The sequence below is a fragment of the Streptomyces sulfonofaciens genome, from assembly GCF_014656295.1.
Taxonomy (GTDB): Bacteria; Actinomycetota; Actinomycetes; order Streptomycetales; family Streptomycetaceae; genus Streptomyces; species Streptomyces sulfonofaciens.
Genome location: NZ_BNCD01000005.1, coordinates 169,119 through 192,865 on the forward strand (window position 1 = coordinate 169,119; position 23,747 = coordinate 192,865).

General features: G+C 72.7%; 25 protein-coding genes and 1 tRNA gene. 18 read left to right on the plus strand and 8 right to left on the minus strand.

Annotated elements, in window-relative coordinates:
* Positions 1-134: 134 nt before the first annotated feature.
* The gene (locus tag IE313_RS10935) at positions 135-1,541 is read right to left on the minus strand and encodes a nicotinate phosphoribosyltransferase (RefSeq protein WP_189930798.1); all 1,407 of its coding nucleotides are present in this window, start codon (positions 1,539-1,541) and stop codon (positions 135-137) included.
* Between the two features lie 99 nt (positions 1,542-1,640).
* Here IE313_RS10935 and clpS point away from each other — a divergent pair, with 99 nt between their 5' ends.
* The 4 genes from clpS to IE313_RS10955 all read left to right on the plus strand — a co-directional run bounded on the left by clpS (position 1,641) and on the right by IE313_RS10955 (position 5,264).
* Positions 1,641-1,958 (plus strand): ATP-dependent Clp protease adapter ClpS, encoded by a 318-nt coding sequence (gene clpS / locus IE313_RS10940; RefSeq protein ID WP_189930799.1) that lies wholly within the window; start codon positions 1,641-1,643, stop codon positions 1,956-1,958.
* A gap of 12 nt (positions 1,959-1,970) precedes the next feature.
* Positions 1,971-2,576, plus strand: coding sequence for a DUF2017 domain-containing protein (locus IE313_RS10945; protein WP_189930800.1), 606 nt, complete (start codon positions 1,971-1,973; stop codon positions 2,574-2,576).
* 619 nt (positions 2,577-3,195) lie between these two features.
* Entirely contained in the window at positions 3,196-4,716 is a 1,521-nt protein-coding gene (locus IE313_RS10950; RefSeq protein WP_189930801.1) for an amino acid permease, read from the plus strand.
* A 101-nt stretch (positions 4,717-4,817) separates the two neighbouring features.
* The gene (locus IE313_RS10955) at positions 4,818-5,264 is read left to right on the plus strand and encodes a M67 family metallopeptidase (RefSeq protein ID WP_189930802.1); all 447 of its coding nucleotides are present in this window, start codon (positions 4,818-4,820) and stop codon (positions 5,262-5,264) included.
* Positions 5,265-5,510: 246 nt separating this feature from the next.
* Here the strand turns inward: IE313_RS10955 and IE313_RS10960 are convergent, their stop codons facing one another.
* Positions 5,511-6,506 (minus strand): PRC and DUF2382 domain-containing protein, encoded by a 996-nt coding sequence (locus IE313_RS10960; protein ID WP_373316964.1) that lies wholly within the window; start codon positions 6,504-6,506, stop codon positions 5,511-5,513.
* Positions 6,507-6,691: 185 nt separating this feature from the next.
* Here IE313_RS10960 and IE313_RS35970 point away from each other — a divergent pair, with 185 nt between their 5' ends.
* The 3 genes from IE313_RS35970 to IE313_RS10970 all read left to right on the plus strand — a co-directional run bounded on the left by IE313_RS35970 (position 6,692) and on the right by IE313_RS10970 (position 8,206).
* Positions 6,692-6,823 (plus strand): putative leader peptide, encoded by a 132-nt coding sequence (locus IE313_RS35970; protein ID WP_268256695.1) that lies wholly within the window; start codon positions 6,692-6,694, stop codon positions 6,821-6,823.
* A 138-nt stretch (positions 6,824-6,961) separates the two neighbouring features.
* Complete coding sequence (locus IE313_RS10965) at positions 6,962-7,249, plus strand: MoaD/ThiS family protein (protein WP_189930803.1); 288 nt, start codon at positions 6,962-6,964, stop codon at positions 7,247-7,249.
* A 6-nt stretch (positions 7,250-7,255) separates the two neighbouring features.
* Positions 7,256-8,206 carry a PLP-dependent cysteine synthase family protein gene (locus IE313_RS10970; RefSeq protein WP_189930804.1) on the plus strand — a complete coding sequence of 317 codons (951 nt, stop codon included), beginning with the start codon at positions 7,256-7,258 and terminating at the stop codon, positions 8,204-8,206.
* A 25-nt stretch (positions 8,207-8,231) separates the two neighbouring features.
* Here the strand turns inward: IE313_RS10970 and IE313_RS10975 are convergent, their stop codons facing one another.
* Complete coding sequence (locus IE313_RS10975) at positions 8,232-8,396, minus strand: hypothetical protein (RefSeq protein ID WP_189930805.1); 165 nt, start codon at positions 8,394-8,396, stop codon at positions 8,232-8,234.
* Between the two features lie 244 nt (positions 8,397-8,640).
* On the opposite strand from IE313_RS10975, the gene IE313_RS10980 reads away from it, so the two are divergent.
* On the plus strand, positions 8,641-9,393 hold the full coding sequence (locus IE313_RS10980) for an MBL fold metallo-hydrolase (protein WP_189930806.1): 753 nt from the start codon (positions 8,641-8,643) through the stop codon (positions 9,391-9,393).
* A gap of 21 nt (positions 9,394-9,414) precedes the next feature.
* On the opposite strand, the gene IE313_RS10985 is transcribed toward IE313_RS10980, so the two are convergent.
* Positions 9,415-10,665: a PTS transporter subunit EIIC gene (locus IE313_RS10985; RefSeq protein WP_189930807.1), complete on the minus strand. Its 1,251-nt coding sequence runs from the start codon at positions 10,663-10,665 to the stop codon at positions 9,415-9,417.
* Between the two features lie 264 nt (positions 10,666-10,929).
* Here IE313_RS10985 and IE313_RS10990 point away from each other — a divergent pair, with 264 nt between their 5' ends.
* The 4 genes from IE313_RS10990 to rdgB all read left to right on the plus strand — a co-directional run bounded on the left by IE313_RS10990 (position 10,930) and on the right by rdgB (position 13,573).
* Complete coding sequence (locus IE313_RS10990) at positions 10,930-11,163, plus strand: PTS sugar transporter subunit IIB (RefSeq protein ID WP_189930808.1); 234 nt, start codon at positions 10,930-10,932, stop codon at positions 11,161-11,163.
* A 117-nt stretch (positions 11,164-11,280) separates the two neighbouring features.
* Entirely contained in the window at positions 11,281-12,003 is a 723-nt protein-coding gene (gene rph / locus IE313_RS10995) for a ribonuclease PH (protein ID WP_189930809.1), read from the plus strand.
* 179 nt (positions 12,004-12,182) lie between these two features.
* Positions 12,183-12,581 (plus strand): hypothetical protein, encoded by a 399-nt coding sequence (locus IE313_RS11000; protein ID WP_189930810.1) that lies wholly within the window; start codon positions 12,183-12,185, stop codon positions 12,579-12,581.
* 389 nt (positions 12,582-12,970) lie between these two features.
* Entirely contained in the window at positions 12,971-13,573 is a 603-nt protein-coding gene (gene rdgB / locus IE313_RS11005; RefSeq protein WP_189930811.1) for an RdgB/HAM1 family non-canonical purine NTP pyrophosphatase, read from the plus strand.
* A gap of 59 nt (positions 13,574-13,632) precedes the next feature.
* Here rdgB and IE313_RS11010 read toward each other — a convergent pair.
* From IE313_RS11010 to bcp, 3 genes are all read right to left on the minus strand, one after another.
* A tRNA-Leu gene (locus tag IE313_RS11010) sits at positions 13,633-13,717 on the minus strand.
* Between the two features lie 61 nt (positions 13,718-13,778).
* Entirely contained in the window at positions 13,779-15,278 is a 1,500-nt protein-coding gene (proP, locus tag IE313_RS11015; RefSeq protein ID WP_189930812.1) for a glycine betaine/L-proline transporter ProP, read from the minus strand.
* A 116-nt stretch (positions 15,279-15,394) separates the two neighbouring features.
* Complete coding sequence (bcp, locus tag IE313_RS11020; protein WP_189930813.1) at positions 15,395-15,862, minus strand: thioredoxin-dependent thiol peroxidase; 468 nt, start codon at positions 15,860-15,862, stop codon at positions 15,395-15,397.
* A gap of 222 nt (positions 15,863-16,084) precedes the next feature.
* Here bcp and IE313_RS11025 point away from each other — a divergent pair, with 222 nt between their 5' ends.
* Positions 16,085-16,414 carry a DUF3618 domain-containing protein gene (locus IE313_RS11025; RefSeq protein WP_189930814.1) on the plus strand — a complete coding sequence of 110 codons (330 nt, stop codon included), beginning with the start codon at positions 16,085-16,087 and terminating at the stop codon, positions 16,412-16,414.
* Between the two features lie 112 nt (positions 16,415-16,526).
* Positions 16,527-16,865 carry a GroES family chaperonin gene (locus IE313_RS11030; RefSeq protein ID WP_189930985.1) on the plus strand — a complete coding sequence of 113 codons (339 nt, stop codon included), beginning with the start codon at positions 16,527-16,529 and terminating at the stop codon, positions 16,863-16,865.
* Here the strand turns inward: IE313_RS11030 and IE313_RS11035 are convergent.
* Positions 16,846-19,482: a transglycosylase domain-containing protein gene (locus IE313_RS11035; protein ID WP_189930815.1), complete on the minus strand. Its 2,637-nt coding sequence runs from the start codon at positions 19,480-19,482 to the stop codon at positions 16,846-16,848. The genes IE313_RS11030 and IE313_RS11035 overlap by 20 nt on opposite strands.
* A gap of 372 nt (positions 19,483-19,854) precedes the next feature.
* Between IE313_RS11035 and IE313_RS11040 the strand changes: the two genes are divergently transcribed.
* From IE313_RS11040 to IE313_RS11055, 4 genes are all read left to right on the plus strand, one after another.
* Positions 19,855-20,664: an ABC transporter permease gene (locus IE313_RS11040; RefSeq protein WP_189930816.1), complete on the plus strand. Its 810-nt coding sequence runs from the start codon at positions 19,855-19,857 to the stop codon at positions 20,662-20,664.
* A 61-nt stretch (positions 20,665-20,725) separates the two neighbouring features.
* Positions 20,726-21,541, plus strand: a complete 816-nt coding sequence (locus IE313_RS11045; protein WP_229924549.1) for an ABC transporter permease — start codon at positions 20,726-20,728, stop codon at positions 21,539-21,541.
* 189 nt (positions 21,542-21,730) lie between these two features.
* Entirely contained in the window at positions 21,731-22,696 is a 966-nt protein-coding gene (locus IE313_RS11050) for an ABC transporter ATP-binding protein (protein WP_189930996.1), read from the plus strand.
* 87 nt (positions 22,697-22,783) lie between these two features.
* Entirely contained in the window at positions 22,784-23,635 is an 852-nt protein-coding gene (locus IE313_RS11055; RefSeq protein ID WP_229924550.1) for a DUF1707 SHOCT-like domain-containing protein, read from the plus strand.
* Positions 23,636-23,747 lie beyond the last annotated feature (112 nt).

Here is a 23,747-nt window from a genome sequence, read left to right on the forward strand (position 1 = left end):
CGTAGTCCTACGAGCCTAGAGACTGCCGGGGCTTTGCGCGAGGGCGCCGGGCGCGGCCGCCGCCGTGCCCCTCTCGCTGTGTTCCTTCCCGCCCGTCGCAGCGGACACGCCCGTGCCGGGGCGCCCGGTGCGGCTCAGACGTACTCCGTCGGGATGACCGGCTCTCCGCGGGAGAGCTGGGTCGCCGACAGGGGCAGATTGGCGCGGGCGGCGGCATGGCGGTCGCGGACCGCGTCCAGCGGCTCCCTGGCGACGACCCGGCCGCCCTTGACCAGCTCGACGAGCAGTTGCCGGTCGGCGAGCCCCGGCGGCACCGCCCCGGTGCCGACCACCTCGGCCTCGGCCACGCCGTCCGCGTCCAGGCGGCGTGCCGCCCACTTGCGGCCGCCGAGGGACGTCTTGCCGCCGAGCGCCTTCTTCGCGACCGGCACCAGCGGGGCGGCCGGGTCGGCGGACTCGGCGCGCGCGACGAGTTTGTACACCATGGAGCACGTCGGGTGCCCGGACCCGGTCACCAACTGCGTGCCCACCCCGTACGCGTCCACCGGCGCCGCGGCCAGCGAGGCGATCGCGTACTCGTCGAGGTCGGAGGTGACCACGATCCTGGTGTCGGTGGCGCCCAGGTCGTCCAACTGCTGGCGCACCCGGTGGGCGACGAGCAGCAGGTCGCCGGAGTCGATGCGGACGGCGCCCAGCCCGTCGCCGGCCACCTGCACCGCGTGGCGGACCGCCTCCGCGACGTCGTAGGTGTCGATGAGCAGGGTGGTGCCGCGGCCGAGCGAGTCCACCTGCGCACGGAACGCGTCTGTCTCGGTGTCGTGCAGCAGCGTGAAGGCATGGGCGGCGGTGCCGACGGTGGGGATGTCGTAGCGGAAGCCGGCCGCGAGGTCGGAGGTGCTGGTGAAACCGCCGACGTAGGCGGCGCGGGAGGCGGCGACGGCACCCAGCTCGTGGGTGCGGCGGGCGCCCATCTCGATCAGGGGCCGGTCGCCCGCGGCCGAGGACATCCGGGAGGCCGCCGCGGCTATCGCCGAGTCGTGGTTGAGTATGGAGAGGATCACCGTCTCCAGCAGGACGCACTCCGCGAAGCTGCCCTCCACGCGCAGCAGCGGGGAGCCGGGGAAGTACACCTGGCCCTCGGGGTAGCCCCAGATGTCGCCGCCGAAGCGGTAGCCGGCCAGCCAGTCGAGCGTGGTGGCGTCGACGATGCGGCGGTCGCGCAGGAAGCGCAGCATGGGCTCGTCGAAGCGGAAGTTCTCCACGGCGTCCAGGACCCGGCCGGTGCCCGCCAGCACGCCGTAGCGCCGGCCCTCCGGCAGCCTGCGGGTGAAGACCTCGAAGACCGAGCGGCGCCGGGCGGTGCCCGCGGCCAGGGCCGCCTGGAGCATGGTCAGCTCGTAGTGGTCGGTGAACAGCGCCGTCGACGGGACGTCCACCCGCCCCCAGTTGCCGCCGGGGGGCGCCCCCGGCTCGCCGCCGCCCTTCCTGGACGGCGCTTCGCGCTCTTCCGGGTCGGGCAGCCCCAAGTCCGCAGTGTTCATGCCGGAATCGTACCCCTCATCTCGTCACTCTGACGATTTCAGGGTCCCGTCCCGGCCGGGCGGAGTCGGTTTGTGCGCTGCGCGGCCTGTGGTGGCAGCATGGGCCCTGTGACGGCTCCCGCTCCGCTAGAGATCGAAAAGACCGAGTCGGCCGAGGAGGCATCCGCCGTACCCGAGCCCGACCTGCCCTGGGTCACCATCGTGCACAACGACCCGGTCAATCTGATGAGTTATGTCACCTATGTCTTCCAGACGTACTTCGGCTACCCGAAGGACAAGGCCACCAAGCTGATGATGGACGTGCACAACAAGGGCCGGGCGGTGGTCTCCAGCGGCACCCGCGAGGAGATGGAGCGCGACGTGCAGGCGATGCACGGATACGGTCTGTGGGCCACCCTCCAGCAGGATCGGAAGTAGCGGCACTCTGCTATGTCAGGACAATTCGAACCGATCCCGGGGGGCGGCGCGGCCGTCGCGCTCGACGAGGTCGAGATCTCCATCATCCGCTCGCTGGCCGTCCAGCTCCTGGAGCTGGTCGGCCCGGGGCCGGCCGACGAGGACTCCCGGGACCCGCTGGCCGAGCTCTTCGCCGAGGGCCCCACGGAGCCGCCCGCCGACCCGGTGCTCAGGCGGCTGTTCCCCGACGCGTACGGGGACCCGGAGGGGCCGCCGAGCACTGCCCAGGAGGCCGAGGAGCAGCGTTCCGCCTCGTCGGAGTTCCGCCGCTTCACCGAGAACGACCTGCGGGCCCGCAAGCGTGAGGACGCACTCGCCGTGGTCCGCTCCCTGGACGCGCTCACGCCCGCCGGCGACCGCGGTGCGGTGCTGCGGCTGGGGGAGGAGGAGTCCCGGCGGTGGCTCGGCGCCCTCAACGACCTCCGGCTCGCCATCGGGGCGCGCCTGGAGGTGCGGGACGAGGACGAGGCCGACGAGTTGTACCGGCTGCCGGACTCGGATCCGCGCAAGCCGATGGTCATGGCGTACCTGTGGCTGGGCAGCCTCCAGGAGACCCTGGTCGGCACCCTGACCGCCTGACGCCCCGGCGCCCTGACCGCCGCGCCCTGGCGCCTGACCGCCTGACGCCCGGCGCCCCGGCGCCTGACAGTGTGACGCCCCGGCGCCTGTCCCCTGCTGCCGCGGCGCCCGCCCCCCTGCCGCCCCGGCCCCTGCCGCCCGGCTCCACGGGGCGGCCCGCGGCCGTGCGGCACTCCGCGGCCGTGTGGCGCCCGGCGGCCGTGCGGGGCATCGCGGCCGTGCGGCGCCCCGCGGGTCGTGCCCCGCTCCTCCCGGGCGACGGCCGCCCTCCCGGGCGACGGCCGCTCCCTCGGAGGTCGCCCGGACCCGCGCCCGTGAACGTGCGGGCGTTTGTTCGTGCGGCGGCGTTTGACGTCCGCGTAACGATCACGCCACCACGCGTCACCCACATGGCCGACCCGAGTGGCATTCGTGCGGTTTTTCCAGTGATGTAGATCACATATGGACAGTTGATCACCTCATAGGCCGTGATAGATGTTCACGACCTCCGGAGGGCCCGCCCAGGCCCTCCGGGGGCGCCCCGGCCGAGCGCCGGTAGGCACAACTCCAGCACATCCGGGGGATCGCGGCCCGATCCGCGGCCATTCAGGCGGATCGGCACGGAGAAAGGCACACCACCATGACCTCGGCCCAGGTGGATCACCACGACGGCGAAGGCAGCTTGGGGCCGGGCGGCTCCACGGCCGTCGGCGGCCGCAGCGGTGAGGGATACCAGCGCGCGCTCGGCGCCCGCCAGATCCAGATGATCGCCATCGGCGGAGCCATCGGCACCGGACTGTTCCTCGGTGCGGGCAAGGCCATATCCAAGGCCGGTCCCAGCCTCATCCTGGCCTACGCGGTCGCCGGCCTGGTGATCTTCTTCATCATGCGGGCGCTGGGTGAGCTGCTGATGTACCGCCCGGTCTCGGGCTCGTTCTCGGAGTACGCCCGCGAGTTCATCGGCCCGTTCTCGGGGTTCGTCACCGGCTGGACGTACTGGCTCTTCTGGGTGGTCACCGGGATCACCGAGGTCACCGCGGCGGCCACCTACATGACCTACTGGTGGGACATCCCGCAGTGGGCCTCCGCCCTGGTCTTCACGGTCGTCCTCTACGGCGTCAACCTGATATCGGTGAAGGTCTTCGGCGAGCTGGAGTTCTGGTTCTCGATGGTCAAGGTCACCGCGATCGTCGGCATGATCCTGATCTGCCTCGGCGTCCTCACCCTCGGTTTCTCCGACGCCGGGGGCAGCGCCTCGGTGACCCACCTCTGGCACGACGGCGGCTTCTTCCCCAAGGGCATCGGCGGCACCCTGATGACGCTCCAGATCGTGATGTTCGCCTTCCTCGCCGTGGAGCTGGTCGGCGTCACCGCGGGCGAGTCCAGGGACCCGAAGAAGACCCTGCCGAAGGCGATCAACACCGTGCCCTGGCGGATCGCCGTCTTCTACGTCGGCGCGCTGATCATGATCCTGTCCGTGGTGCCGTGGACCAGCTTCCGGCCCGGTGTCTCCCCGTTCGTCGCGGCCTTCGAGAGGATCGGCCTCGCGGCCGGTGCCGGGATCGTCAACTTCGTGGTGCTCACGGCCGCGCTGTCGTCCTGCAACTCCGGCATGTACTCCACCGGCCGGATGCTGCGCGACCTCGCACGCAACGGGCAGGGCCCGGCCCTCTTCACCCGGCTCACCAGGAGCGGCACCCCGCTGGTCGGCACCACCTTCTCGGCCGCCCTGATGCTCGTCGGCGTCTGGATCAACTACCAGTGGCCGGGCGACGCGTTCACCTACGTGGTGTCCTTCGCCACCATCTCCGGCATGTGGGCGTGGATCATGATCCTCGTCTGCCAGATCCGCTACCGGGCCAGGGCGGACCGCGGCGAGCTGCCCGGTTCCACCTTCCGGGCCCCCGGTGCCCCGTACACAAGCTGGTTCGCGCTCGCCTTCATCGGCGTGGTGATCGTGATGATGGGCATCGACCGGGACACCCGCATCTCGCTGTACTGCGCACCGCTGTGGGCGGCGATCATGGCGGTCGGCTTCCTCGGGCTCAGGGCGCGCAATCCGGCGGCCTTCGCGCGTGCGCCGGGCGCCGCCGAGCGCGCCTCGCTGCGCGCCCCGTCCCGCGGGGCCGGACCCGGCAAGGGCCCGTCGGGCGGCGCCTAGCCGCGGCGGCGCCCGGTGGCCGCCGGCGCGCGGCGTCCCGGGCCACGGTCGGGGCCGTATCGCACTCGGTACGGCCCTGGCCCATGCTTATCCTGACGGACATGCTGACCATCACCCAGGCCCTCCACGACCAGATCGTCGCGCACGCGCGCAAGGACCACCCGGACGAGGCCTGCGGCGCGATCGCGGGACCGGAGGGCTCGGACCGCCCCGAGCGCTTCATCCCGATGCTGAACGCCGCCCGCTCGCCCACCTTCTACGAGTTCGACTCGGGCGACCTGCTCAAGCTGTACAAGGGGATGGCGGAGCGCGACGAGGAGCCGGTGGTCTTCTACCACTCCCACACCGCCACCGAGGCCTACCCCTCCCGCACCGACATCACCTACGCGAACGAGCCGGGCGCCCACTACGTCCTGGTCTCCACCGCCGACACCGACGGCCTCGGCGAGTTCCAGTTCCGCTCGTACCGCATCGTGGCCGGCGAGGTGACGGAGGAGGAGGTGCGCGTGGTGCCCTCCTACGACCAGGACGCGGCCGCCACCGAATAGGCCGCCGGTCGCGGCCCGCACGGCGGTTCCGGCCCGCACGGTGGTCGCGGCCCGCACGGCGGTTCCGGCCGGTTTTCCGGCCCGCACGGCCTGCCGGGCGCGGCGGGCACGGCGGGAGCGGCGGGGCCCGCACACCACGGCCGGTCGCACGCACGCTCGCCTGCACGGCCCCGCCGACCGCGCTCGGTCGCACGCCGCCGGCCTGCACGGCCCCGCCGGCCGCTGCCGGCCGGCGGGGCCCGGCCGTCACCGGCCGGTGTCGCCGGCCATCCCGGGACCTGTGCCCTCCTCGGGCAGCTCGACGTCGATCCGCTCCTTGCGGACCTCGCCGCGCACGGTCTCCTGCTCCGTCTTCTCCTCGACGTCGAGCCGCACCCGCTCCACCGGCACGGTCTCGGTCTCGATCACCGCACGCTCGGCGTGCAGCGTCACCTCGTGCTGCGCCTCGGAGATCTCCGGTCCTGCCAGGGCGGCGTCCCGGTTCTGCTCGGTGATGGGCTCGCGCTCCACCCGGACCTCCTCGTGGGAGAGCGGAATCCGCTGCTCCTCCTGCTCGGTGACCACGTACTTGCGCAGCCTGGCCCGGCCGATCTCGCGGCGCTCCTTGGAGATGTGCAGATGCTCCTCGGAGCGGGTCATGGCGTTCTCGAAACCGCCCGCGGTGCGCTCGGCCGCCGGCTGGGCGGCCGGCATCGCGGCTCCCGCCGCGCCGCGCTCGCGCGAGGTGCCGGGCATCGCGGAGGTCCCGCCCGGTGCCTCGGACGTCTCGGCCCGCCCGCCGGGGGCCTCGCCGGTGGGGGCGAAGCGCTCCGGCTCGCCGCCGCCCGTCATGCCCGGTCCGCCGGGCGCCGTGCGGCCCTCGGCCGGCTGGTCGCTGCTCTGCCAGGCGGTGTCCCACTGCACCCCGTAGTACTCGTACAGCCGGTGCTCCTCCTCGGCGGAGAGGTGACCGCCGGAGTCGACGGCGACGGTGGGGGCGTCCTTGACCTTCGCCTTGTCGTACGGGACCTCCAGGTGGTCCTCGACCAGTGCGGCGTCCCGGATCGGGACGAAGGACTCACGGGCGCCGAACATGCCGGTCTTCACACTGGCCCATTCGGGGCGGCCGCTGACGTCGTCGAGGAAGATGTGCTTGGCGTCGCCGATCTTGTTCCCCTGCGTGTCGTACACGGCGTGGTCCAGCACGCTCGGAATCTGCTCTCGTGTGATCACGGTCTGCTCCCTCGTCTCGTCGCTTCTCATCGGGCGAGTCACCTGCCTGTCAGGCGTAAAACTTGATGAATCCGATGAATGCCAGTAAGGGGAGTGATAGGGGAAGAAAATCGGGTAGATCAGATCAGAACGGTTATCTCGCATACTGAAGTAAATCCATCCATGATGTGAGATCACATATCTGGAGCCCGCCCGGGAATCGATACGATGACGGCATGGTTCCTCATGACGTGAGCGACAAGACGCCGGTGGAGGCACCTCTCAGGCCCACGGGGCACGGGGGGATGCTGGTGGCGCGGCTGCACGTCGACCTGTGCAGGCTGGCCAGCGCGATCTGTCCGTGCTGAGTCCTGCCGCCGTGCGGCCAGAGCCGCGGCGCCCCGGAGCGCACCCCGTACCACCCCGCACCGCCCGTAATTCCGCGGCCGTACCGTGGTGCCGCGCGCCCACCGAACCGACACACACCCGACAGGAGCCCTGAAGCCATGGCCATCGAGGTCCGCATCCCGACCATCCTCCGGCAGTACACCGACGGCGCGAAGGCCGTAGAGGGCAGTGGGACGACCCTCGCCGAGCTCTTCGCCGACCTGGAGTCCCGGCACACCGGCATCCAGGCCCGCCTCGTGGACGAGGCCAACGGCGACCAGCTCCGCCGCTTCGTGAACGTGTACCTGAACGACGAGGACGTCCGCTTCCTGAACGGCATCGACACCAAGGTGGCCGACGGCGACAGCGTCACGATCCTGCCGGCGGTGGCCGGCGGCCGGGCCTGATAGCCGATGCGCTACGACTCGCCCCTCGACGCGGTCGGCAACACCCCGCTGGTCCGCCTGCCGCGGCTGTCGCCCTCCGAGGACGTGCGGATCTGGGCGAAGCTGGAGGACCGCAACCCGACCGGCTCCGTCAAGGACCGCCCGGCGCTCCACATGGTCGAGCAGGCCGAGAAGGACGGCCGCCTCACCCCGGGCTGCACCATCCTTGAGCCGACCTCGGGCAACACCGGCATCTCGCTCGCCATGGCGGCCCGGCTCAAGGGCTACCGGATCGTGTGCGTGATGCCGGAGAACACCTCCCAGGAGCGCCGCGACCTGCTCGCCATGTGGGGTGCGGAGATCATCTCCAGCCCGGCGGCGGGCGGCTCCAACACCGCGGTGCGCGTCGCCAAGGAGCTGGCCGCCGAGCATCCGGACTGGATCATGCTCTACCAGTACGGCAACCCGGACAACGCCGGCGCGCACTACGCCACCACCGGCCCCGAGATCCTGGCCGACCTGCCCTCGGTCACGCACTTCGTGGCCGGCCTCGGCACCACCGGCACCCTGATGGGCGCCGGCCGGTACCTGCGCGAGCACAAGCCCGACATCCGGATCGTCGCCGCCGAGCCGCGCTACGACGACCTGGTCTACGGTCTGCGCAACCTGGACGAGGGCTTCGTGCCGGAGCTGTACGACGCTTCGGTGCTCACCACCCGGTTCTCGGTGGGCAGCGCCGACGCGGTGACCCGCACCCGTGAACTCCTCCAGCAGGAAGGAATCTTCGCGGGGGTGTCCACCGGCGCGGCGCTGCACGCGGCGATAGGCGTCGGGCGCAAGGCGGTCAAGGCGGGGGAGTCCGCCGACATCGTCTTCATCGTCGCCGATGGTGGCTGGAAATACCTGTCCACCGGCGTCTACACCGCGGCCACCACGGAAGAGGCCATCGAAACGCTGCACGGCCAGCTCTGGGCATAGGGCCCCGCCCCGCCCGGGGCGCGGGTCAGGGCGGCGGGTCGTCCCGGTCCTGCCGGTCCGGTGTGCCGTGCCGCTCGGCGTCCGTCCCACGGGGCGGGCGCCGCCCGCCGCGGCCCCAGCCGTCCACCACCGCGGCGACGAGGGCGAGCACCACGACGCCGGCCAGGGCGAGCCACCAGGACGCGTTCATGGCGTGACGGTACCTGCGCCGCACGGGGCCGTCGAGGCGGCCGAACCGGTGACACCGCAGGTGAGTTCCCCCACAACGGCCCACGACGGAGGAGCGACCGGCGCTTTTGCGCCTTACGCTCGACGGACCGCACGACCGCCGTCCGTCCCGTCGCCGCCCCGGCCGTCCCCGGCCGTCCCCGGCCGTCCCCGGCCGTCCCCGGCCGTCCCCGTCAACGTAAGCCCGCGCGGAGGTTCCAGCAGCAATGAAGCTCACCGTCGTCGGCTGCTCGGGGTCGTTCCCGTCCGCGGAATCGGCATGTTCGAGCTACCTCGTCGAAGCCGACGGCTTCCGGCTGCTCCTCGACATGGGCAACGGCGCCCTCGGCGAGTTGCAGCGCTACTGCGGTCTCTACGACCTGAACGCGGTGTTCCTCAGCCATCTGCACGCGGACCACTGCATCGACATGTGCGCCTACTTCGTCGCCCGCTACTACCGGCACGACGGCGGCCGCTGCGATCCGATCCCGGTGTACGGCCCCGAGGGCACCGAGCAGCGGCTGACCACGGCCTACGCGGACACGCCGTCCGCGTCCTCGATGAGCGAGGTCTTCGACTTCCACACGGTCAAGCCCGGCGCCTTCGACATCGGCCCCTTCACCGTCCGCACCGAGAAGGTGCGCCATCCGGTGGAGGCGTACGGCATCCGGCTGGAGCACGGCGGGCGGTCACTGACCTACTCGGGGGACACCGGGCCCGCCCAGGAGCTCGCCGAACTCGCGGCGGACACCGATCTGTTCCTCTGCGAGGCGGCCTTCACGGCCGGCAAGGAGGACATCCCCGACCTGCACCTCAACGGCCGCCAGGCGGGCGAGGCCGCCAGGCGCGCCCGCGCCCGGCGGCTCGTCCTCACCCACATCCCGCCGTGGACGGACCCCGAGGCCAACCTCACCGACGCCCGCGCGGCCTACGGCGGCCCCACCGAACTGGCGGTGCCCGGGGCGCGGTACCGGATCTGACACCACCGCGGCGGGATGCGGCTACGCCTTCGTCAGGTCCTCGACCTCCTCCTCGGGCTCACGGCCCGGGGTGGGCAGGTTGAACCTGGTGATCGCGAACCGGAAGACCGCGTAGTACACCACCCCCATGACCAGGCCGATCGGGATGATCAGCCAGGGCTTGGTGGCCAGGTGCCAGTTCAGCACGTAGTCGATGAAGCCGGCCGAGAAGTTGAAGCCCGCATGCACGCCCAGGCCCCAGGTCAGCGCCATCGAGAAGGCGGTCAGCAGGGCGTGCAGGACGTAGAGCAGCGGCGCGATGAACATGAAGGAGAACTCGATCGGCTCGGTGACACCGGTCACGAACGAGGTCAGTGCCAGCGAGACCATCATGCCGGTGACGGCCTTGCGGCGCTCGGGGCGGGCGCAGTGGGCGATGGCGAGGGCCGCGGCCGGGAGCCCGAACATCATGATCGGGAAGAAGCCCGACTGGAACATTCCGGCGGAGGGGTCGCCGGCCAGGAAGCGGGTGATGTCACCGTGCACCACCTGGCCCGCGGAGTTGGTGAAGTCACCGAGCTGGAACCAGGCGACCGTGTTGACGAACTGGTGCATGCCGATCGGGATCAGCGCGCGGTTCACCCCGCCGAACAGCGCGGCGCCCCCGGCACCCAGGCCGGTCACCCACTCGCCGAAGCTGGATATGGCGTCTCCGATGGGCTCCCAGACGAGGCCGAAGAAGACGCCCATCACGATGCCGACGAACGCCATGATGATCGGTACCAGCCGGCGGCCGTTGAAGAAGCCCAGCCAGTCCACCAGCCTGGTGCGGTGGTAGCGCTGCCACAGCACCGCGGCGAGCAGCCCCATGATGATGCCGCCGAGCACACCCGGGTCGTTGTAGGTGGCGGGCACGTCGGTGCCGTTCTTGACCACGGCCTCCGTCACCGGGAACGCCTGGAGCACCTGCTTGTAGACGAGGAAGCCGACGACCGCGGCCAGGGCGGTCGAGCCGTCCGACTTCTTGGCGAAGCCGATGGCCACGCCGATGCAGAACAGGATGGGAAGGGCGCCGGTGAGGGCGCTGCCCGCGTTGCCGAAGACGGCGGCGACCTTGTCCCAGCCGAGGCCGTCCTTGCCGAAGATGTCGTCCTGCCCGAGGCGGACCATGATCCCCGCCGCCGGGAGCACGGCGATCGGCAACTGAAGGCTGCGGCCGATCTTCTGCAAACCCTGGAACAGCCCTGATCCCCGCTTCTTCGCGGGCGCCGCCGCGGCGGTGGCGGTGCTCATCAACGTCCTCCATGTACGTGCGCCGCCCGCGGCACGGTGCGTGCGGGGCGGCGCTGATAGTGGTCTACACCACACTGGTGTAGACCTGTTCTAGCATGGGGTCGCGGCGCTCCGGAACCCGCGCCTCCTGTGTCCTCGGCCATAGCCCACCGGGCCGTCGGCCTGTGCCCGCAAGGGCGTTGGGGAGGCGCCCGGGGATCTGCGGATACTGGTGTGGACCAGTTGCGCCGTGACGACACGTGTGATGAATGAGGGAGACCGGACATGCCCACCAAGGCCGAGAAGATCGTCGCCGCGCTCGGCGGCATCGAGAACATCGAGGAGATCGAGGGCTGCATCACCCGCCTGCGGACCGAGGTCGTCGATCCCGGCAAGGTCGACGAGGCCGCGCTCAAGGCGGCCGGCGCGCACGGCGTCGTCACCATGGGCAGCGCGATCCAGGTGGTCGTGGGCACGGACGCCGACCCGATCGCGGCGGAGATCGAGGACCTGATGTGAGGCCGGGCCCGCCGCCGGGTCCGGCCCCGGGTCCGGCGGGAGGGGCCCCTCGGGCGCCTGGCTGCCCGCGCCCGGGCGCGCGGCCGCCCGGGCACGGGCACGGATAGGCTCGCCCCCATGTCACGCATCGACGGCCGCACCCCCGACGCCCTCCGCAACGTCACCATCGACAGGGGCTGGAGCAAACACGCCGAAGGCTCCGTACTCGTCGCCTTCGGCGACACCAAGGTCCTGTGCACGGCCTCCGTCACGGAGGGCGTGCCGCGCTGGCGCAAGGGCTCCGGCGAGGGCTGGGTCACCGCCGAGTACGCGATGCTGCCCCGCGCCACCAACACCAGGGGCGACCGGGAGTCCGTGCGGGGCCGGATCGGGGGCCGCACCCACGAGATCTCCCGGCTCATCGGCCGCTCCCTGCGTGCCGTCGTCGACTACAAGGCCCTCGGCGAGAACACCGTCGTCCTGGACTGCGACGTCCTCCAGGCCGACGGCGGCACCCGCACCGCCGCCATCACCGGCGCCTATGTGGCGCTCGCCGACGCGATCGCCTGGGCGCAGCGCAAGAAGCTGGTCAAGCCCGGCCGCACCCCGCTCACCGGCTCCGTCGCGGCCGTCTCCGTCGGGATCGTCGGCGGCGTGCCGCTCCTGGACCTCTGCTACGAGGAGGACGTCCGCGCCGAGACCGACATGAACGTGGTCTGCACCGGCGACGGGCGCTTCGTCGAGGTCCAGGGCACCGCGGAGGCCGAGCCGTTCGCGCGGGCCGAGCTGAACGCGCTGCTGGACCTGGCAGTCGCCGGGTGCACCGCGCTCGCGGACGCCCAGCGGGCCGCGCTGGCGTAGGGCACGCGGGCCCGGGCCGGTGGCGGGCCCAGGGGGTGGCGGTGGCCGGGTGCGGTGGCCGGTCGGTGCGGCCGGGAGGGTAAAGAGGCAACCAAGGACCGTCCCGCTTGCGTTCTAACGGGTACGGGCGCGCGGACTGACCGGCCGGCGCCCAGCCGTCTCCTGGGAGGACCGCCGACATGGCTGCGCGCCGTCGCCGTATCACCACCGCTGTTGTCGCCGCCGTCGCGGGCATGGCCTTCACCGTGCCCGCCCTGGTGGGGTGTGATGCCGTCGGCAAGGCCATGGACTGCCTCCACACCGCCGACTCCATCGCGGACAGCGTCACCGACCTCCAGCAGGCCGTGGAGAACGCCTCCGACGACCCCACCCAGGCCGATGACGCGCTGGACGCCATAGAGAAGAACCTCGCCAAGATCGGCGACAGGACCGGCGACGGCGACGTCGACAAGGCCGTCGACGACCTGCGCAAGGCCGTGGGGAACGTGCGCACCGCGATCCGCGACGGCGACGGGGCGCCCGACCTGAGCCCCGTCACGGACGCGGCGGGCGAGCTGACCAAGGTCTGCACGCCCTGACACCTGACCGGCGCCCGGGTGCCGGGTGCCGGGTGCTGGGGTGCCCGGGTGTCGGGGTGCCCGACGGCCCCGGTCGCCCGACGGCTTGGCCGTCCCGGCCACGGGGGCTGACGCGGCGCCTCGGTGCGCGGCGCCTCGGAGCGCGGTAGTCCGGAGCACGCCCATGCCCGTCGGGAGCGCGGCCGTCCGGAGCATGCCCGCTCGGAGCACGGCCGTCCGGAGCACCTAGGCCCGGAGCGAGGCCGTCTCAGATCGCGTCCGCCCGGAGCGGGGCCGTCTCAGGTCGCATCCGCCCGGAGCGAGGCGTCTGTGGGTCGCGTCCGCCGGGAGCCGTCCGCCCGGGGCGCCCTGCCGCCGGGGGGCCGGGCGGTACTCGCGATACTGGGCGTATGACCCGCCTGATTCTCGCCACCCGTAACGCCGCGAAGGTCACCGAGCTCCGGGCGATCCTCGCCGATGCGGGGCTCAGCCACGAACTCCTCGGTGTCGACGCCTTCCCCGAGCTCTCGGACGTCAAGGAGACCGGTGTCACCTTCGCCGAGAACGCGCTGCTGAAGGCCCATGCGACGGCGCGTGCGACCGGCTTGCCCGCGGTGGCCGACGACTCGGGGCTCTGCGTGGACGTGCTCGGCGGGGCGCCCGGGATCTTCTCCGCGCGCTGGGCGGGGCGGCACGGCGACGACCGGGCCAACCTGGAGCTGCTGCTGGCGCAGCTCGCCGACATCGACGGTGCGCACCGCGGTGCGCACTTCGCGTGCGCGGCGGCGCTCGCCCTGCCGGACGGGCGGGAGCGCGTGGTGGAGGGGCGGCTGACGGGGGTACTGCGGTTCGAGGCCGCGGGGGACGGGGGCTTCGGGTACGACCCGATCCTGGAGCCGGACGGGGTGGGACGGACCTGTGCGGAGCTGAGTCCGCCGGAGAAGAACGCGATCAGCCACCGCGGCAAGGCCTTCCGCGCGCTCGTTCCGGCCGTCCGCGAACTCCTGGCCTGACCTGGCCTGCCCCGACCGGTGGGCGCGGGGCCCTGGTTCCCGGGGAACCAGGGCCTTCGTGCGGCCGGAGGGACTTGAACCCTCACGGGGTGTTAGCCCACTGGGACCTAAACCCAGCGTGTCTGCCAGTTCCACCACGGCCGCGTACCGTCGACATCGTAGTGGCCCGCGGGCCGTGGTCGCCCCACCCCCTGGCAGCGGGGCGTCAGAACCTGGGGTCGGGAGACTGCGACTCCACCAGCCGGGCCGCTTCCTCCGGCGTCTCCACCGACGGCGGCGACCCCTCCAGCGGCCGTTGCGCCGTCTCCTTCATGCAGGCCACCGCGACCACCCCGACCAGCGCCGCCGCCATCGCGTAGTACGCCGGCATCATGTCCGTGCCCGCCGCGCTGATCAGCGCCGTGATCACCAGTGGTGTGGTGCCGCCGAAGAGGGACGCCGAGAGGTTGTAGCCGACCGACAGCGAGCCGTAGCGCACCTGGGTCGGGAAGAGGGCGGGCAGGGCCGCCGACATGGTGCCCAGCAGGCAGACCAGGGAGAGTCCGAGCATCAGCATGCCCGCCGGGACCGCCACCAGGCCGCCCAGCCTGACCAGCAGGAACGACGGTACGGAGAGCACCAGGAAGCCCAGCATGCCGGCCATCAGCAGCGGTTTGCGGCCGAACCGGTCCGAGAGCCTCCCGACCTGGTTGATGATCAGCATCAGCAGCACCATGGTGCACAGCAGGATCAGCAGCCCGTGCGTGTCGTCGTAGCCGAGCTGGTCGGTCAGGTACGTCGGCATGTACGACAGCAGCATGTAGTCGGTGATGTTGTACGCGCCCACCAGGCAGATGCACAGGATCAGCGTCCGCCAGTGGTTGCGGAAGATGGCCGTCAGGTCGCCCTTCGCGGTGGTCTCGACGCTGCTGGCCGCCTCGGAGGCGGCGTGCGCGGACCGGTCCTCCAGGTGCTGGAACGCGGGCGTCTCGTCAAGACGCAGCCGCAGGTACAGGCCGACGAGGCCGAGCGGGCCCGCGACCAGGAACGGCAGCCGCCACGCCCAGGCGTCCATCTGGTCCGCGGAGAGCAGCAGGGTCAGCGCCACCACGAGTCCGGACGCGCCGACGTATCCGGCCAGCGTGCCGAACTCCAGGAAGCTGCCGAACCAGCCGCGCCGCTTGTCCGGCGCGTACTCGGCGATGAAGGTGGACGCCCCGCCGTACTCGCCGCCCGTGGAGAAGCCCTGCACCAGCCTGAAGAGGATCAGCAGGGCCGGCGACCAGAAGCCGATCGTGGCGTAGGAGGGGATCAGGCCGATCGAGAACGTGCCGATCGCCATCATGATCATGGTGAGGGCGAGCACCTTCTTGCGGCCGATCCTGTCGCCCATCGGGCCGAAGACCATGCCGCCGATCGGGCGCACCAGGAAGGAGACCGCGAAGGTGGCGAAGGACGACAGCAACTGCACCGTGTCGTTCCCGGCGGGGAAGAAGACATGGCCGATGGTCACGGCCAGGTAGCTGTAGATGCCGAAGTCGAACCACTCCATGGCGTTGCCGAGCGCGGCCGCCTTCACCGCCCTGCGCACCGCCGCCTCGTCCGTGACGGTGATGTCGGTGCGGCGCAGCGGTGGGTTCCTGCGGCGTCTGACGGCGCGGAAGAGGGCCGGGTGGCGCTTCACCGCCTCGGGATCGGCCTCGTGGTCATGCCCGCTGACCGCCATGGAGCGGTTCCTCCTTCACTCGGGGCGCACGTCCATGGGATCGGTTGCTCCGATATGGCGGCCGCAAACGAAATCCCCCATTGCGGGGGATTCTCATCACACCATGGAGTGATGTGTCACAGTCCCAGCTCCTTGATGATCTTGGCGACGTGCCCGGTGGCCCTGACGTTGTACAGGGCACGCTCCACCGTGCCGTCCGCGTCGACGAAGACGGTGGAGCGGATCACCCCGGTGACCGTCTTGCCGTAGAGCTTCTTCTCGCCGAAGGCGCCGTACCGCGTCAGGACGGACTTGTCCGGGTCGGCCAGCAGGGTCACCCTGAGCTGCTCCTTCTCGCGGAACCTGGCCAGCTTCGCGGGCTGGTCGGGGGAGATGCCGATCACGTCGTAGCCCGCGCCCGCCAGCAGGTCGAGGTTGTCGGTGAAGTCGCAGGCCTGCTTGGTGCAGCCGGGCGTGAGGGCGGCCGGGTAGAAGTACACGATGACCTTGCGGCCGAGGTGGTCGGCGAGGGACACCTTGGTGCCGTCGGCGTCGGGGAGGGTGAAGGCGGGGGCGGTGTCGCCCGGCTGGAGTCGCTCGCTCATGGTCTTCCTCCTGGGTCCTTCGGCGGACGGGCGCCGCCCGGCCGCCGGAGTGCGGTGGCCTGTGGTGCGTGGTACGCGGGATGCGGACAACGGCTGACGGACACGAGCGTAACGAGGCCCCAGGGGGGTGCCGTGGGGTGCCGGGCGCGGTGAGCTGACAGACTGTCGCCCTGACCCAGCACAGGCCGGCGCCGGGCGCCGGAGGACCACGGAGGCAGCGCGGTGTCGGAAACGGCGGATACCAGGACCCCTGCGCAGATCGAGGCGGACATCAGGCGCCGCCGGGAGAGGCTGGCCGAGGCGCTCGACGAGATCGGGGTGCGGGTGCACCCGAGGACGATCGCCGGGGACGCCAAGGCCAAGGTCGTCGCGGGCGTGGACCGCTCCCTCGGCCGGATGTACGACGGCACCGACCGTCTGCTGTCCGGCGTGCGCGCCCAGTTCGTCTCCCACGACGGCAGGCCCCGGCTGGAGCGGATCGTGCCCGTGGCGCTCGTGGTGGTCGGCGTGGTGGGACTGCTGGCGGCCGGCTCCCGGCGGCGCGGGCGCTGAGCCCGCCGCACCCGCCGCGGGCGCAAGCGCCCACCCACCGGCGCACGAGCGGCCCGGGGCCCGGTAGGTTCGTGGTGTGAGCGCGAACAGCGAGAGGCACGCGGACGGCACGATGGACCGTACCCACGACGACAAGCTGCCCATCCGGATGCTGCACGACCGGGTCCTGGTGCGGCAGGACACCAGCGAGGGCGAGCGGCGTTCCGGCGGCGGGATCCTGATCCCCGCGACCGCAGCGGTAGGCCGGCGGCTGGCCTGGGCCCAGGTCGTCGCCGTGGGCCAGAACGTACGCACCGTGGAGGCCGGCGACCGCGTCCTGTACGACCCCGAGGACCGTGCCGAGGTCGAGGTGCGCGGGGTCGCCTACGTCCTGATGCGCGAGCGCGACCTGCACGCGGTGGCCGCCGACCGTTTCGAGGGCTCGCAGGACTCTACGGGCCTGTACCTGTAGGCGGCGGCCCGCCCGGCCGCCCCGGGCGGTCGTCCCGGGCGCCGCCCGGGACGCCGGCGGCGAGCGGCCTGCCCGGCGGGCCCGGTGCGCCGGCGTCCGCCGCTTGCGACAGCCGCCCGTCGCCCGCACCCGGCGGTACCCCGCCGAGTCCCTGCCCAGGACCGCCCTGCCCCGGCTGCGTCCGGTCCTGGTCCGGCAGCGGCTCGTGCGGCGGCCCCTGGGGGTCGGTGCCGCCGGTGTCCCGGCCGGGATCGTCGCCGGTGCCGCCGGCGTCCTGGCCGCCGACGTCCCCGCCCTGCTCCCCGGGGGGCTGCTCCTCGCCGGGGGACGGCGACGCGGACTCCTCGGCTCCCGGCTGGAGCCACAGGTCGAAGTCGTGCACCAGTTTCCCGTCCAGCGCCGCGTCGGTGAACCGCGCCCAGATCCGGGCCGGGAGGTCGCCGCCGTTGATCCGCGGCTCGCCCAGCGCCCCGTACAGCGAGGTGTGCGCGCCGGTGTCGGGGTCCTGGCCCATGACGGTGACCACCGTGGCCAGATCGGGCGTGTAGCCGGCGAACCACGCGGCCTTGTCGTCCTCCGCGGTGCCTGTCTTGCCCGCCGCGGGGCGTCCCACGGCCCGCGCGGCGGTGCCCGTGCCGCCGTCCACCACGCCCCGCAGCACCGCGGTGGTGGTGTCCGCGGCCTCCCTGTTCACCGCCTGGGTGACGGGCCGCGGCGGCAGCGCCACGTTCCTGCCGTCCTTGGTGACCCGCTCCACCAGCGTGTACGGCGCGTGCCTGCCGTGGTTGGCGAGGGTGGCGTAGGCCTGCGCCAGGTCGAGCGCGCTCGCGGTGGCGGTGCCCAGGGCGATGGCGGGCCCCTTGGGCATGTCGCGGGTGTCCGCGGGCAGGCCCAGGCCGATCGCGGTGGACCTGACCTTGTCGGGGCCCACGTCGACGGCCATCTGCGCGTAGACCGCGTTCACGGACTTGTCCGTGGCCTCGCGGACGCTGATGGGCCCGTAGTCGACGTGGTCCTCGTTCTGCGGCGCGTACGGGCGGCCCCGCCAGCCCCGCACGGGGCGCTGGTCGGTGCCGTCGTAGGTGGTGCTCGGGTTGATCTCGTGGCCGTGCTGGTCGACGGCGCCGTGCTGGACGGCCGCGGCCAGCACGAACGGCTTGAAGGCCGAGCCGACCTGGTAGTCCCGGCGGGTGGCGTTGTTGACGTACTGCTTCGTGTAGTCGATGCCGCCGTACATCGCGATGACCTTGCCGGTGCCCGGGTCGACGGCGACGCCGCCCGCGCGGACGGTGCGGTCCACCCGGCGTGCCCGCTTGTCGAGCCGGGACAGCAACTGGTCGTCGACGGCCGCGGCGAAGGCGTCCTGCTGGTGGCGGTGGAGCGTGGTGGTGATGCGGTAGCCGTGCGCGTTCCGGCCGATGACGTGGTGGCCGACGAGGTAGTCCTTCACGGCCTGCACCAGATAGCCGCGCTGCCCGCCCAGACCGGACCAGGACCCCGCGTGCGGCGAGCGGGGCGCGGGGAAGGCCGCACGGGCCCGCTGCCCGGGGCTCAGCCAGTGCTCCTTGGCCATCCCGTCGAGTACGTACCGCCAGCGGGAGAGGACCTTCGGCCGGTTCTCCGGGTGCGCCACGACGTCGTAGGCGCTCGGGGCGTTCAGCAGCGTGGCGAGGTACGCGCCCTGCGCGACGTCCAGGTCGGACGCGTCGACGCCGTAGTACGCCTGCGCGGCGGCCTGGATGCCGTAGGCGTTGCGGCCGAAGTAGCTGGTGTTCAGATAGCCCTGGAGGATGTGCCGCTTGCTCTGCTCGCGGTCCAGCTTGATCGCGATGAAGAACTCCTTCACCTTGCGGGTGACCGTCTGGTCCTGGTCCAGGTAGTAGTTCTTCACGTACTGCTGCGTGATGGTCGAGCCGGACTGCCTGCCCTTGCCGGTGACCGTGTTCCAGGCGGCGCGGATCATGGCCTGCGGGTCGACGGCGGACTCGTAGTAGAAGTCGCGGTCCTCGGCGGCCAGCACGGCACGTCTGACGTGCTTGGGGACCCGGTCGAGGGAGACGTTCTCGCGGTTGACGTCGCCGTCCCGGGCGAACTGGGTGCCGTCCGCGTAGAGGAAGACATTGCTCTGCGCGGTCGCGGCGGCGTTCGCGGCGGGGATGGCGACGAGCAGGTAGCCGGCGGTGAAGCCGCCGGCCAGCAACAGGACCAGGCCCCCCGTGGCGCCCAGCAGCATCCGCCAGGTGGGCACCAGGCGGCGCAGCCCCTTGCGTCCGGGCCGCTTCCCGCGCTGTCGGGCGCGGCCCGCGCGGGACGGGGCGGCGCCGGTGCGGGCGGGGTCGCCGGGGTGGTGCGGGCCGCCGGGGCGGTGGGGGCGTCGGCCGCGCCCGCGTGGTCCCGTCGAACCGCGGCGGCCGCCGCGCCACGAGGCGCCGCCGCCGCGGCCGTGGCCGGTGCCGACGACCCGGCCGCCGCGGCCCCTGCGCCCGCCTCCTGCGCCGTCGCCCGGTGCGCCCGGCGGGAACGGCTGGTGCGGGGCCCAGGCGGGGCGGAGCGGCCAGGGGGGACGGGGCACGGCGGCCCGGCCCGACTCGTCGTGCTGCTGCGGCTCGTCGATCATGTCTCGTGGACTCCCGATTCGCGCCCGGCCTCCGCTATGGGCTCAATGCGCCTTACGCGTCCTATGTACCTACTTGCACACTTTCGCACTTGGGGATCGATGCCCCGCGGCGTGGCACGCCTCGGGTCCCGAAAATCTGTGGCAGCGCCACGGCAGGACCCCTAAGCTCCTGCGTTTGGCTGTGCCGGCGCCCGTGGGGCCCGGCGGACGCACGGGAGCGAACCGAGACGGCCGGGGCGGCGGGCGCACCCGGACCACGCGGGGCAGCCGGCCCACGCGGCCCACGCGGACCATGCGGCGCAGCCGGGACAGCCGGGACAGCAGGGGCAGCCGGGCAGCCGGAAATTCGGAGCAGGGGGAGAGGACGCGCACGTGCACACCGGACGGCTGTACGCGCTGGTCGCGGTGAACGGATTCAGACGCCATGCGACCTACCGCATCGCCACCGCCGCGGGGGTCTTCACCAACTCCGTCTTCGGCGTCATCCTCACCTACACCTACCTCGCCCTCTGGCACGAGAGACCGCACCTCGGCGGCTACGACCAGGCGCAGGCGCTCACCTTCGTCTGGCTCGGCCAGGGCATGCACATGGTCGTGGCGGCGATGGGCGGCGGCTTCGAGGACGAGCTGATCGAGCGGATCCGCACCGGCGACATCGCCATCGACCTCTACCGCCCCGCCGACCTCCAGGGCTGGTGGCTGGCGGCCGACGCGGGCCGTGCCGCCTTCCACCTGCTGGGCCGCGCGGTGGTGCCGATGGCCGTGGGCGCGCTGCTGTTCGACCTCGCGCTGCCCGCCGACCCGCTGCGCTGGCTCGCCTTCCTGACTGCCGTGGCGCTCGGCGTCGCCGTCAGCTTCGCCATCCGCTACCTGGTCGCGCTCTCCGCCTTCTGGCTGCTGGACGGCGCCGGCGTGGCACAGGTGGCCTGGTTCACCGGCCTCTTCTTCTCCGGGATGCTGCTGCCGCTGAACGTCTTCCCCGGCGCGCTGGGCGAGGTGGCGCGGGCACTGCCCTGGTCGGCACTGCTCCAGGTGCCCGCCGACGTCCTGCTCGGCAGGCACACCGGCCGCGACCTGCTGGCCACCTACGCCTTCCAGGCCGCCTGGGCGGCGGCCCTGCTCGCCGCCGGCCGCCTGGTGCAGTCGGTGGCGACCCGCCGGGTGGTGGTGCAGGGTGGCTGACCCGACCGGCCGCGCCGCGTCCGCGCCGCTCACCGGCCACCCGCTCACCGGCCGGGACCGGTTGGGCGACCGCCTCGCGCACGGCCTGCGTGCCTACGGGCTGATCGCCGCCATGTGGATCCGCTCCACGCTCGCCTACCGCGCCTCCTTCGCCATGACGGCGCTCGGCAACTTCGCCGCCACCGCACTCGACTTCGCCGCGATCCTGCTGATGTTCTCGCAGGTCGACGCGCTCGGCGGCTACACACTGCCCGAGGTCGCCCTGCTCTACGGCAGCGCGGGCACCGCCTTCGGGCTCGCCGACCTGGCGATGGGCTCCATGGACCGGCTGGGCAGGCGGGTGCGGGACGGCACGCTCGACACCCTCCTGGTGCGCCCCGTACCGGTGCTCGCCCAGGTCGCCGCCGACCGCTTCGCGCTGCGCCGCCTCGGCCGCATCACGCAGGGCGCCCTGGTCCTCGGCTACGGTCTTGCCGCCGCCCCGATCGCCTGGAGCCCGCTGAAGGTGCTGCTGGTCCCGTTGATGCTGATCAGCGGCGCGGCCGTGTTCTCGGCGGTGCTGGTGGCCGGCGCCGCCTTCCAGTTCGTCGCGCAGGACGCCGCCGAGGTGCAGAACTCCTTCACCTACGGCGGTGCCACGCTGCTCCAGTACCCGCCGACCGTGTTCGCCAGGGACCTGGTGCGCGGCGTCACCTTCATCGTGCCGCTGGCCTTCGTCAACTGGCTGCCCGCGCTCTACATCCTGGGCCGCCCCTACCCGCTCCACCTGCCGACGTGGCTGGCCTGCGCGCCGCCGCTGGTCGCCCTGGCCTGCTGCGCGCTGGCCGGCGCGGCATGGCGGGTGGGCCTCCGCTCGTACCGCAGCACCGGGAGCTGAACCGTGGCAGACCACACCCGCCCCTCAGATCACGCCTACCTCTCAGACCACACACGCCCCACCGATCCCGCACGCCCTGCCGACCACGCCGGTGACAGGGCACCGGCCCCGGGCGCCCCCGCGCCCCGGGCCCCCGCCGTTTCCGGTGCGCCCGCCGTTTCCGGTGCGTCCGCCGCCGACGACGCCTTCATCTGCCTGGAAGGGGTGGAGAAGGTCTTCGACGTGCGCCGCAGGACCGGTCTGCTGCGCCGTGAGAAGCACCAGGTGCGCGCCGTCGACACGCTCTCCTTCACGGTGCGCCGCGGCGAGGTCGTCGGATACATCGGCCCCAACGGCGCCGGCAAGTCCACCACCATCAAGATGCTGACCGGCATCCTCACGCCCAGCGGCGGCCGGCTCAGGGTCGCCGGTATCGACCCGGCGCGCGAGCGTGCCCGGCTGGCCCGCCGGATCGGCGTGGTCTTCGGCCAGCGCACCACCCTGTGGTGGGACCTCCCGCTCGTCGACTCCTACCGCCTGATACGCCGTATGTACCGCATCCCCGACGACACGTACCGCGCCAACCTCGACCGCTGCGTCGAGCTGCTGGAGCTCGCCGACCTGCTCGACGTGCCCGTGCGGCAGCTCTCGCTGGGCCAGCGGATGCGCGGCGACATCGCGGCCGCACTGCTGCACGACCCCGATGTGCTCTACCTCGACGAGCCCACCATCGGCCTCGACGTGGTCTCCAAGGCCCGGGTGCGCCGGTTCCTGCGCGACCTCAACACCCGGCGCGGCACCACCGTGCTGCTCACCACCCACGACCTCACCGACATCGAGCAGTTGTGCCACCGCGTGATGGTCATCGACCACGGGCGCCTGATGTACGACGGGCCGCTCGCCGGGCTGCACGAGAGCGGCGCGAGCGAACGCACCCTCGTCGTGGACCTGGAGCGCGAGATGCCGCCCATCGACACCGGCGGCGCCGCGCGGGTGGTGCGCACCGAGGGGCCCCGCCAGTGGCTGGCGTTCCCCGCCGGCCGCTCGGCCGCCCCGCTGGTGGCCCGGATCGCCGCGGACTACCCGCTGGTCGACCTCTCCGTGCGGGAGCCGGACATCGAGGCCGTCATCGCGGAGATGTACGCGGGGCGGCCGACCGCGCGCCCCGCCTCGTAGGCTTCTCGTATGACGGATGCCGTGCCGCCCGGGGGAGCGCCCGGGGACGAGACGCCCCCGGCCGCGGGCGGGCCGGGCCACCTGGAGCTGCGGGCCTCGGACGCCGACCGCGAGCGGGTCGCCGAGCATCTCAGGGACGCCGTGGCCGAGGGCCGGCTCGACATGGAGGAGTTCCAGGAGCGCCTGGAGGCCACCTACCGCGCGAGGACCTACGGCGAACTGGCCCCGATCACCCGCGACCTGCCCGCCGCGGGCGGCGGCGGGGCCCTTGCCGCGCCCGGGTCCGCGACGGGGCCCGCGGCCGTGTCCATGGGCAAGGGCGGTGCGGCGCCCGCGGGTTCCCACTGGCCCGCCCGTGTCGGCGGCGCGCCCACCTCGTCCGGGGCGTTCGCCTTCTGGGGAGGCTTCGCGCGCCGGGGCCGGTGGACCATCGCCCGTACCTTCACGGCGTTCGCGATGTGGGGCGGCGGCGAGATCGACCTGCGCGAGGCATCCTTCGAGGACCGCGAGACGGTCATCCGGTGCTTCACGATCATGGGCGGGATGCAGGTGACGGTGCCGCCCGACCTCAATGTGCAGGTCTCCGGCGTCGGCGTCATGGGCGGCTTCGGAGACCACGGCGCCGAGGCGGACGGCGACCCCGCCGCCCCCCGGGTGAAGGTCACCGGATTCGCGCTGATGGGCGGCGTCGGGGTCGAGCGCAAGGCGACCCGAGCCGAGAAGCAGCGGCTCAAGGAGGAACGGCGGCGCCTTCAGGAGGAGCGCCACCGCGAGCGGCAGGAGCACCGCGAGGGCCGTCGTGACGAGGCCGGGGAGCTCCGGCGGCAGCACCGCCACGAACTGGAGGGCAGGCGCGAGCGGCACCGCGAGCACCGTCGCGACGTGCGCGAGGCCCGTTCCGGGCGCCGCGGGGAGCGGCGCGGGCGGTACGACCGCTGACCGACGCCGGGCGCAGGCCGCCGCGTGCCCGGGGACCGTGCGGCCACCGGTGGGCGGGCCCGGCGCCCGGGGCCCCTGCCGAGGCGCGCGGGGCCCGGCCGCCGTCGGTGAG

Bases quoted from the DNA above. Each gene is read 5' to 3' on its own strand.
- IE313_RS10935 (WP_189930798.1), bottom strand. From the start codon at position 1,541: ATGAACACTGCGGACTTGGGGCTGCCCGACCCGGAAGAGCGCGAAGCG.
- clpS (WP_189930799.1), top strand. From the start codon at position 1,641: ATGGGCCCTGTGACGGCTCCCGCTCCGCTAGAGATCGAAAAGACCGAG.
- IE313_RS10945 (WP_189930800.1), top strand. From the start codon at position 1,971: ATGTCAGGACAATTCGAACCGATCCCGGGGGGCGGCGCGGCCGTCGCG.
- IE313_RS10950 (WP_189930801.1), top strand. From the start codon at position 3,196: ATGACCTCGGCCCAGGTGGATCACCACGACGGCGAAGGCAGCTTGGGG.
- IE313_RS10955 (WP_189930802.1), top strand. From the start codon at position 4,818: ATGCTGACCATCACCCAGGCCCTCCACGACCAGATCGTCGCGCACGCG.
- IE313_RS10960 (WP_373316964.1), bottom strand. From the start codon at position 6,506: ATGAGAAGCGACGAGACGAGGGAGCAGACCGTGATCACACGAGAGCAG.
- IE313_RS35970 (WP_268256695.1), top strand. From the start codon at position 6,692: ATGGTTCCTCATGACGTGAGCGACAAGACGCCGGTGGAGGCACCTCTC.
- IE313_RS10965 (WP_189930803.1), top strand. From the start codon at position 6,962: ATGGCCATCGAGGTCCGCATCCCGACCATCCTCCGGCAGTACACCGAC.
- IE313_RS10970 (WP_189930804.1), top strand. From the start codon at position 7,256: ATGCGCTACGACTCGCCCCTCGACGCGGTCGGCAACACCCCGCTGGTC.
- IE313_RS10975 (WP_189930805.1), bottom strand. From the start codon at position 8,396: ATGAACGCGTCCTGGTGGCTCGCCCTGGCCGGCGTCGTGGTGCTCGCC.
- IE313_RS10980 (WP_189930806.1), top strand. From the start codon at position 8,641: ATGAAGCTCACCGTCGTCGGCTGCTCGGGGTCGTTCCCGTCCGCGGAA.
- IE313_RS10985 (WP_189930807.1), bottom strand. From the start codon at position 10,665: ATGAGCACCGCCACCGCCGCGGCGGCGCCCGCGAAGAAGCGGGGATCA.
- IE313_RS10990 (WP_189930808.1), top strand. From the start codon at position 10,930: ATGCCCACCAAGGCCGAGAAGATCGTCGCCGCGCTCGGCGGCATCGAG.
- rph (WP_189930809.1), top strand. From the start codon at position 11,281: ATGTCACGCATCGACGGCCGCACCCCCGACGCCCTCCGCAACGTCACC.
- IE313_RS11000 (WP_189930810.1), top strand. From the start codon at position 12,183: ATGGCTGCGCGCCGTCGCCGTATCACCACCGCTGTTGTCGCCGCCGTC.
- rdgB (WP_189930811.1), top strand. From the start codon at position 12,971: ATGACCCGCCTGATTCTCGCCACCCGTAACGCCGCGAAGGTCACCGAG.
- proP (WP_189930812.1), bottom strand. From the start codon at position 15,278: ATGGCGGTCAGCGGGCATGACCACGAGGCCGATCCCGAGGCGGTGAAG.
- bcp (WP_189930813.1), bottom strand. From the start codon at position 15,862: ATGAGCGAGCGACTCCAGCCGGGCGACACCGCCCCCGCCTTCACCCTC.
- IE313_RS11030 (WP_189930985.1), top strand. From the start codon at position 16,527: ATGGACCGTACCCACGACGACAAGCTGCCCATCCGGATGCTGCACGAC.
- IE313_RS11035 (WP_189930815.1), bottom strand. From the start codon at position 19,482: ATGATCGACGAGCCGCAGCAGCACGACGAGTCGGGCCGGGCCGCCGTG.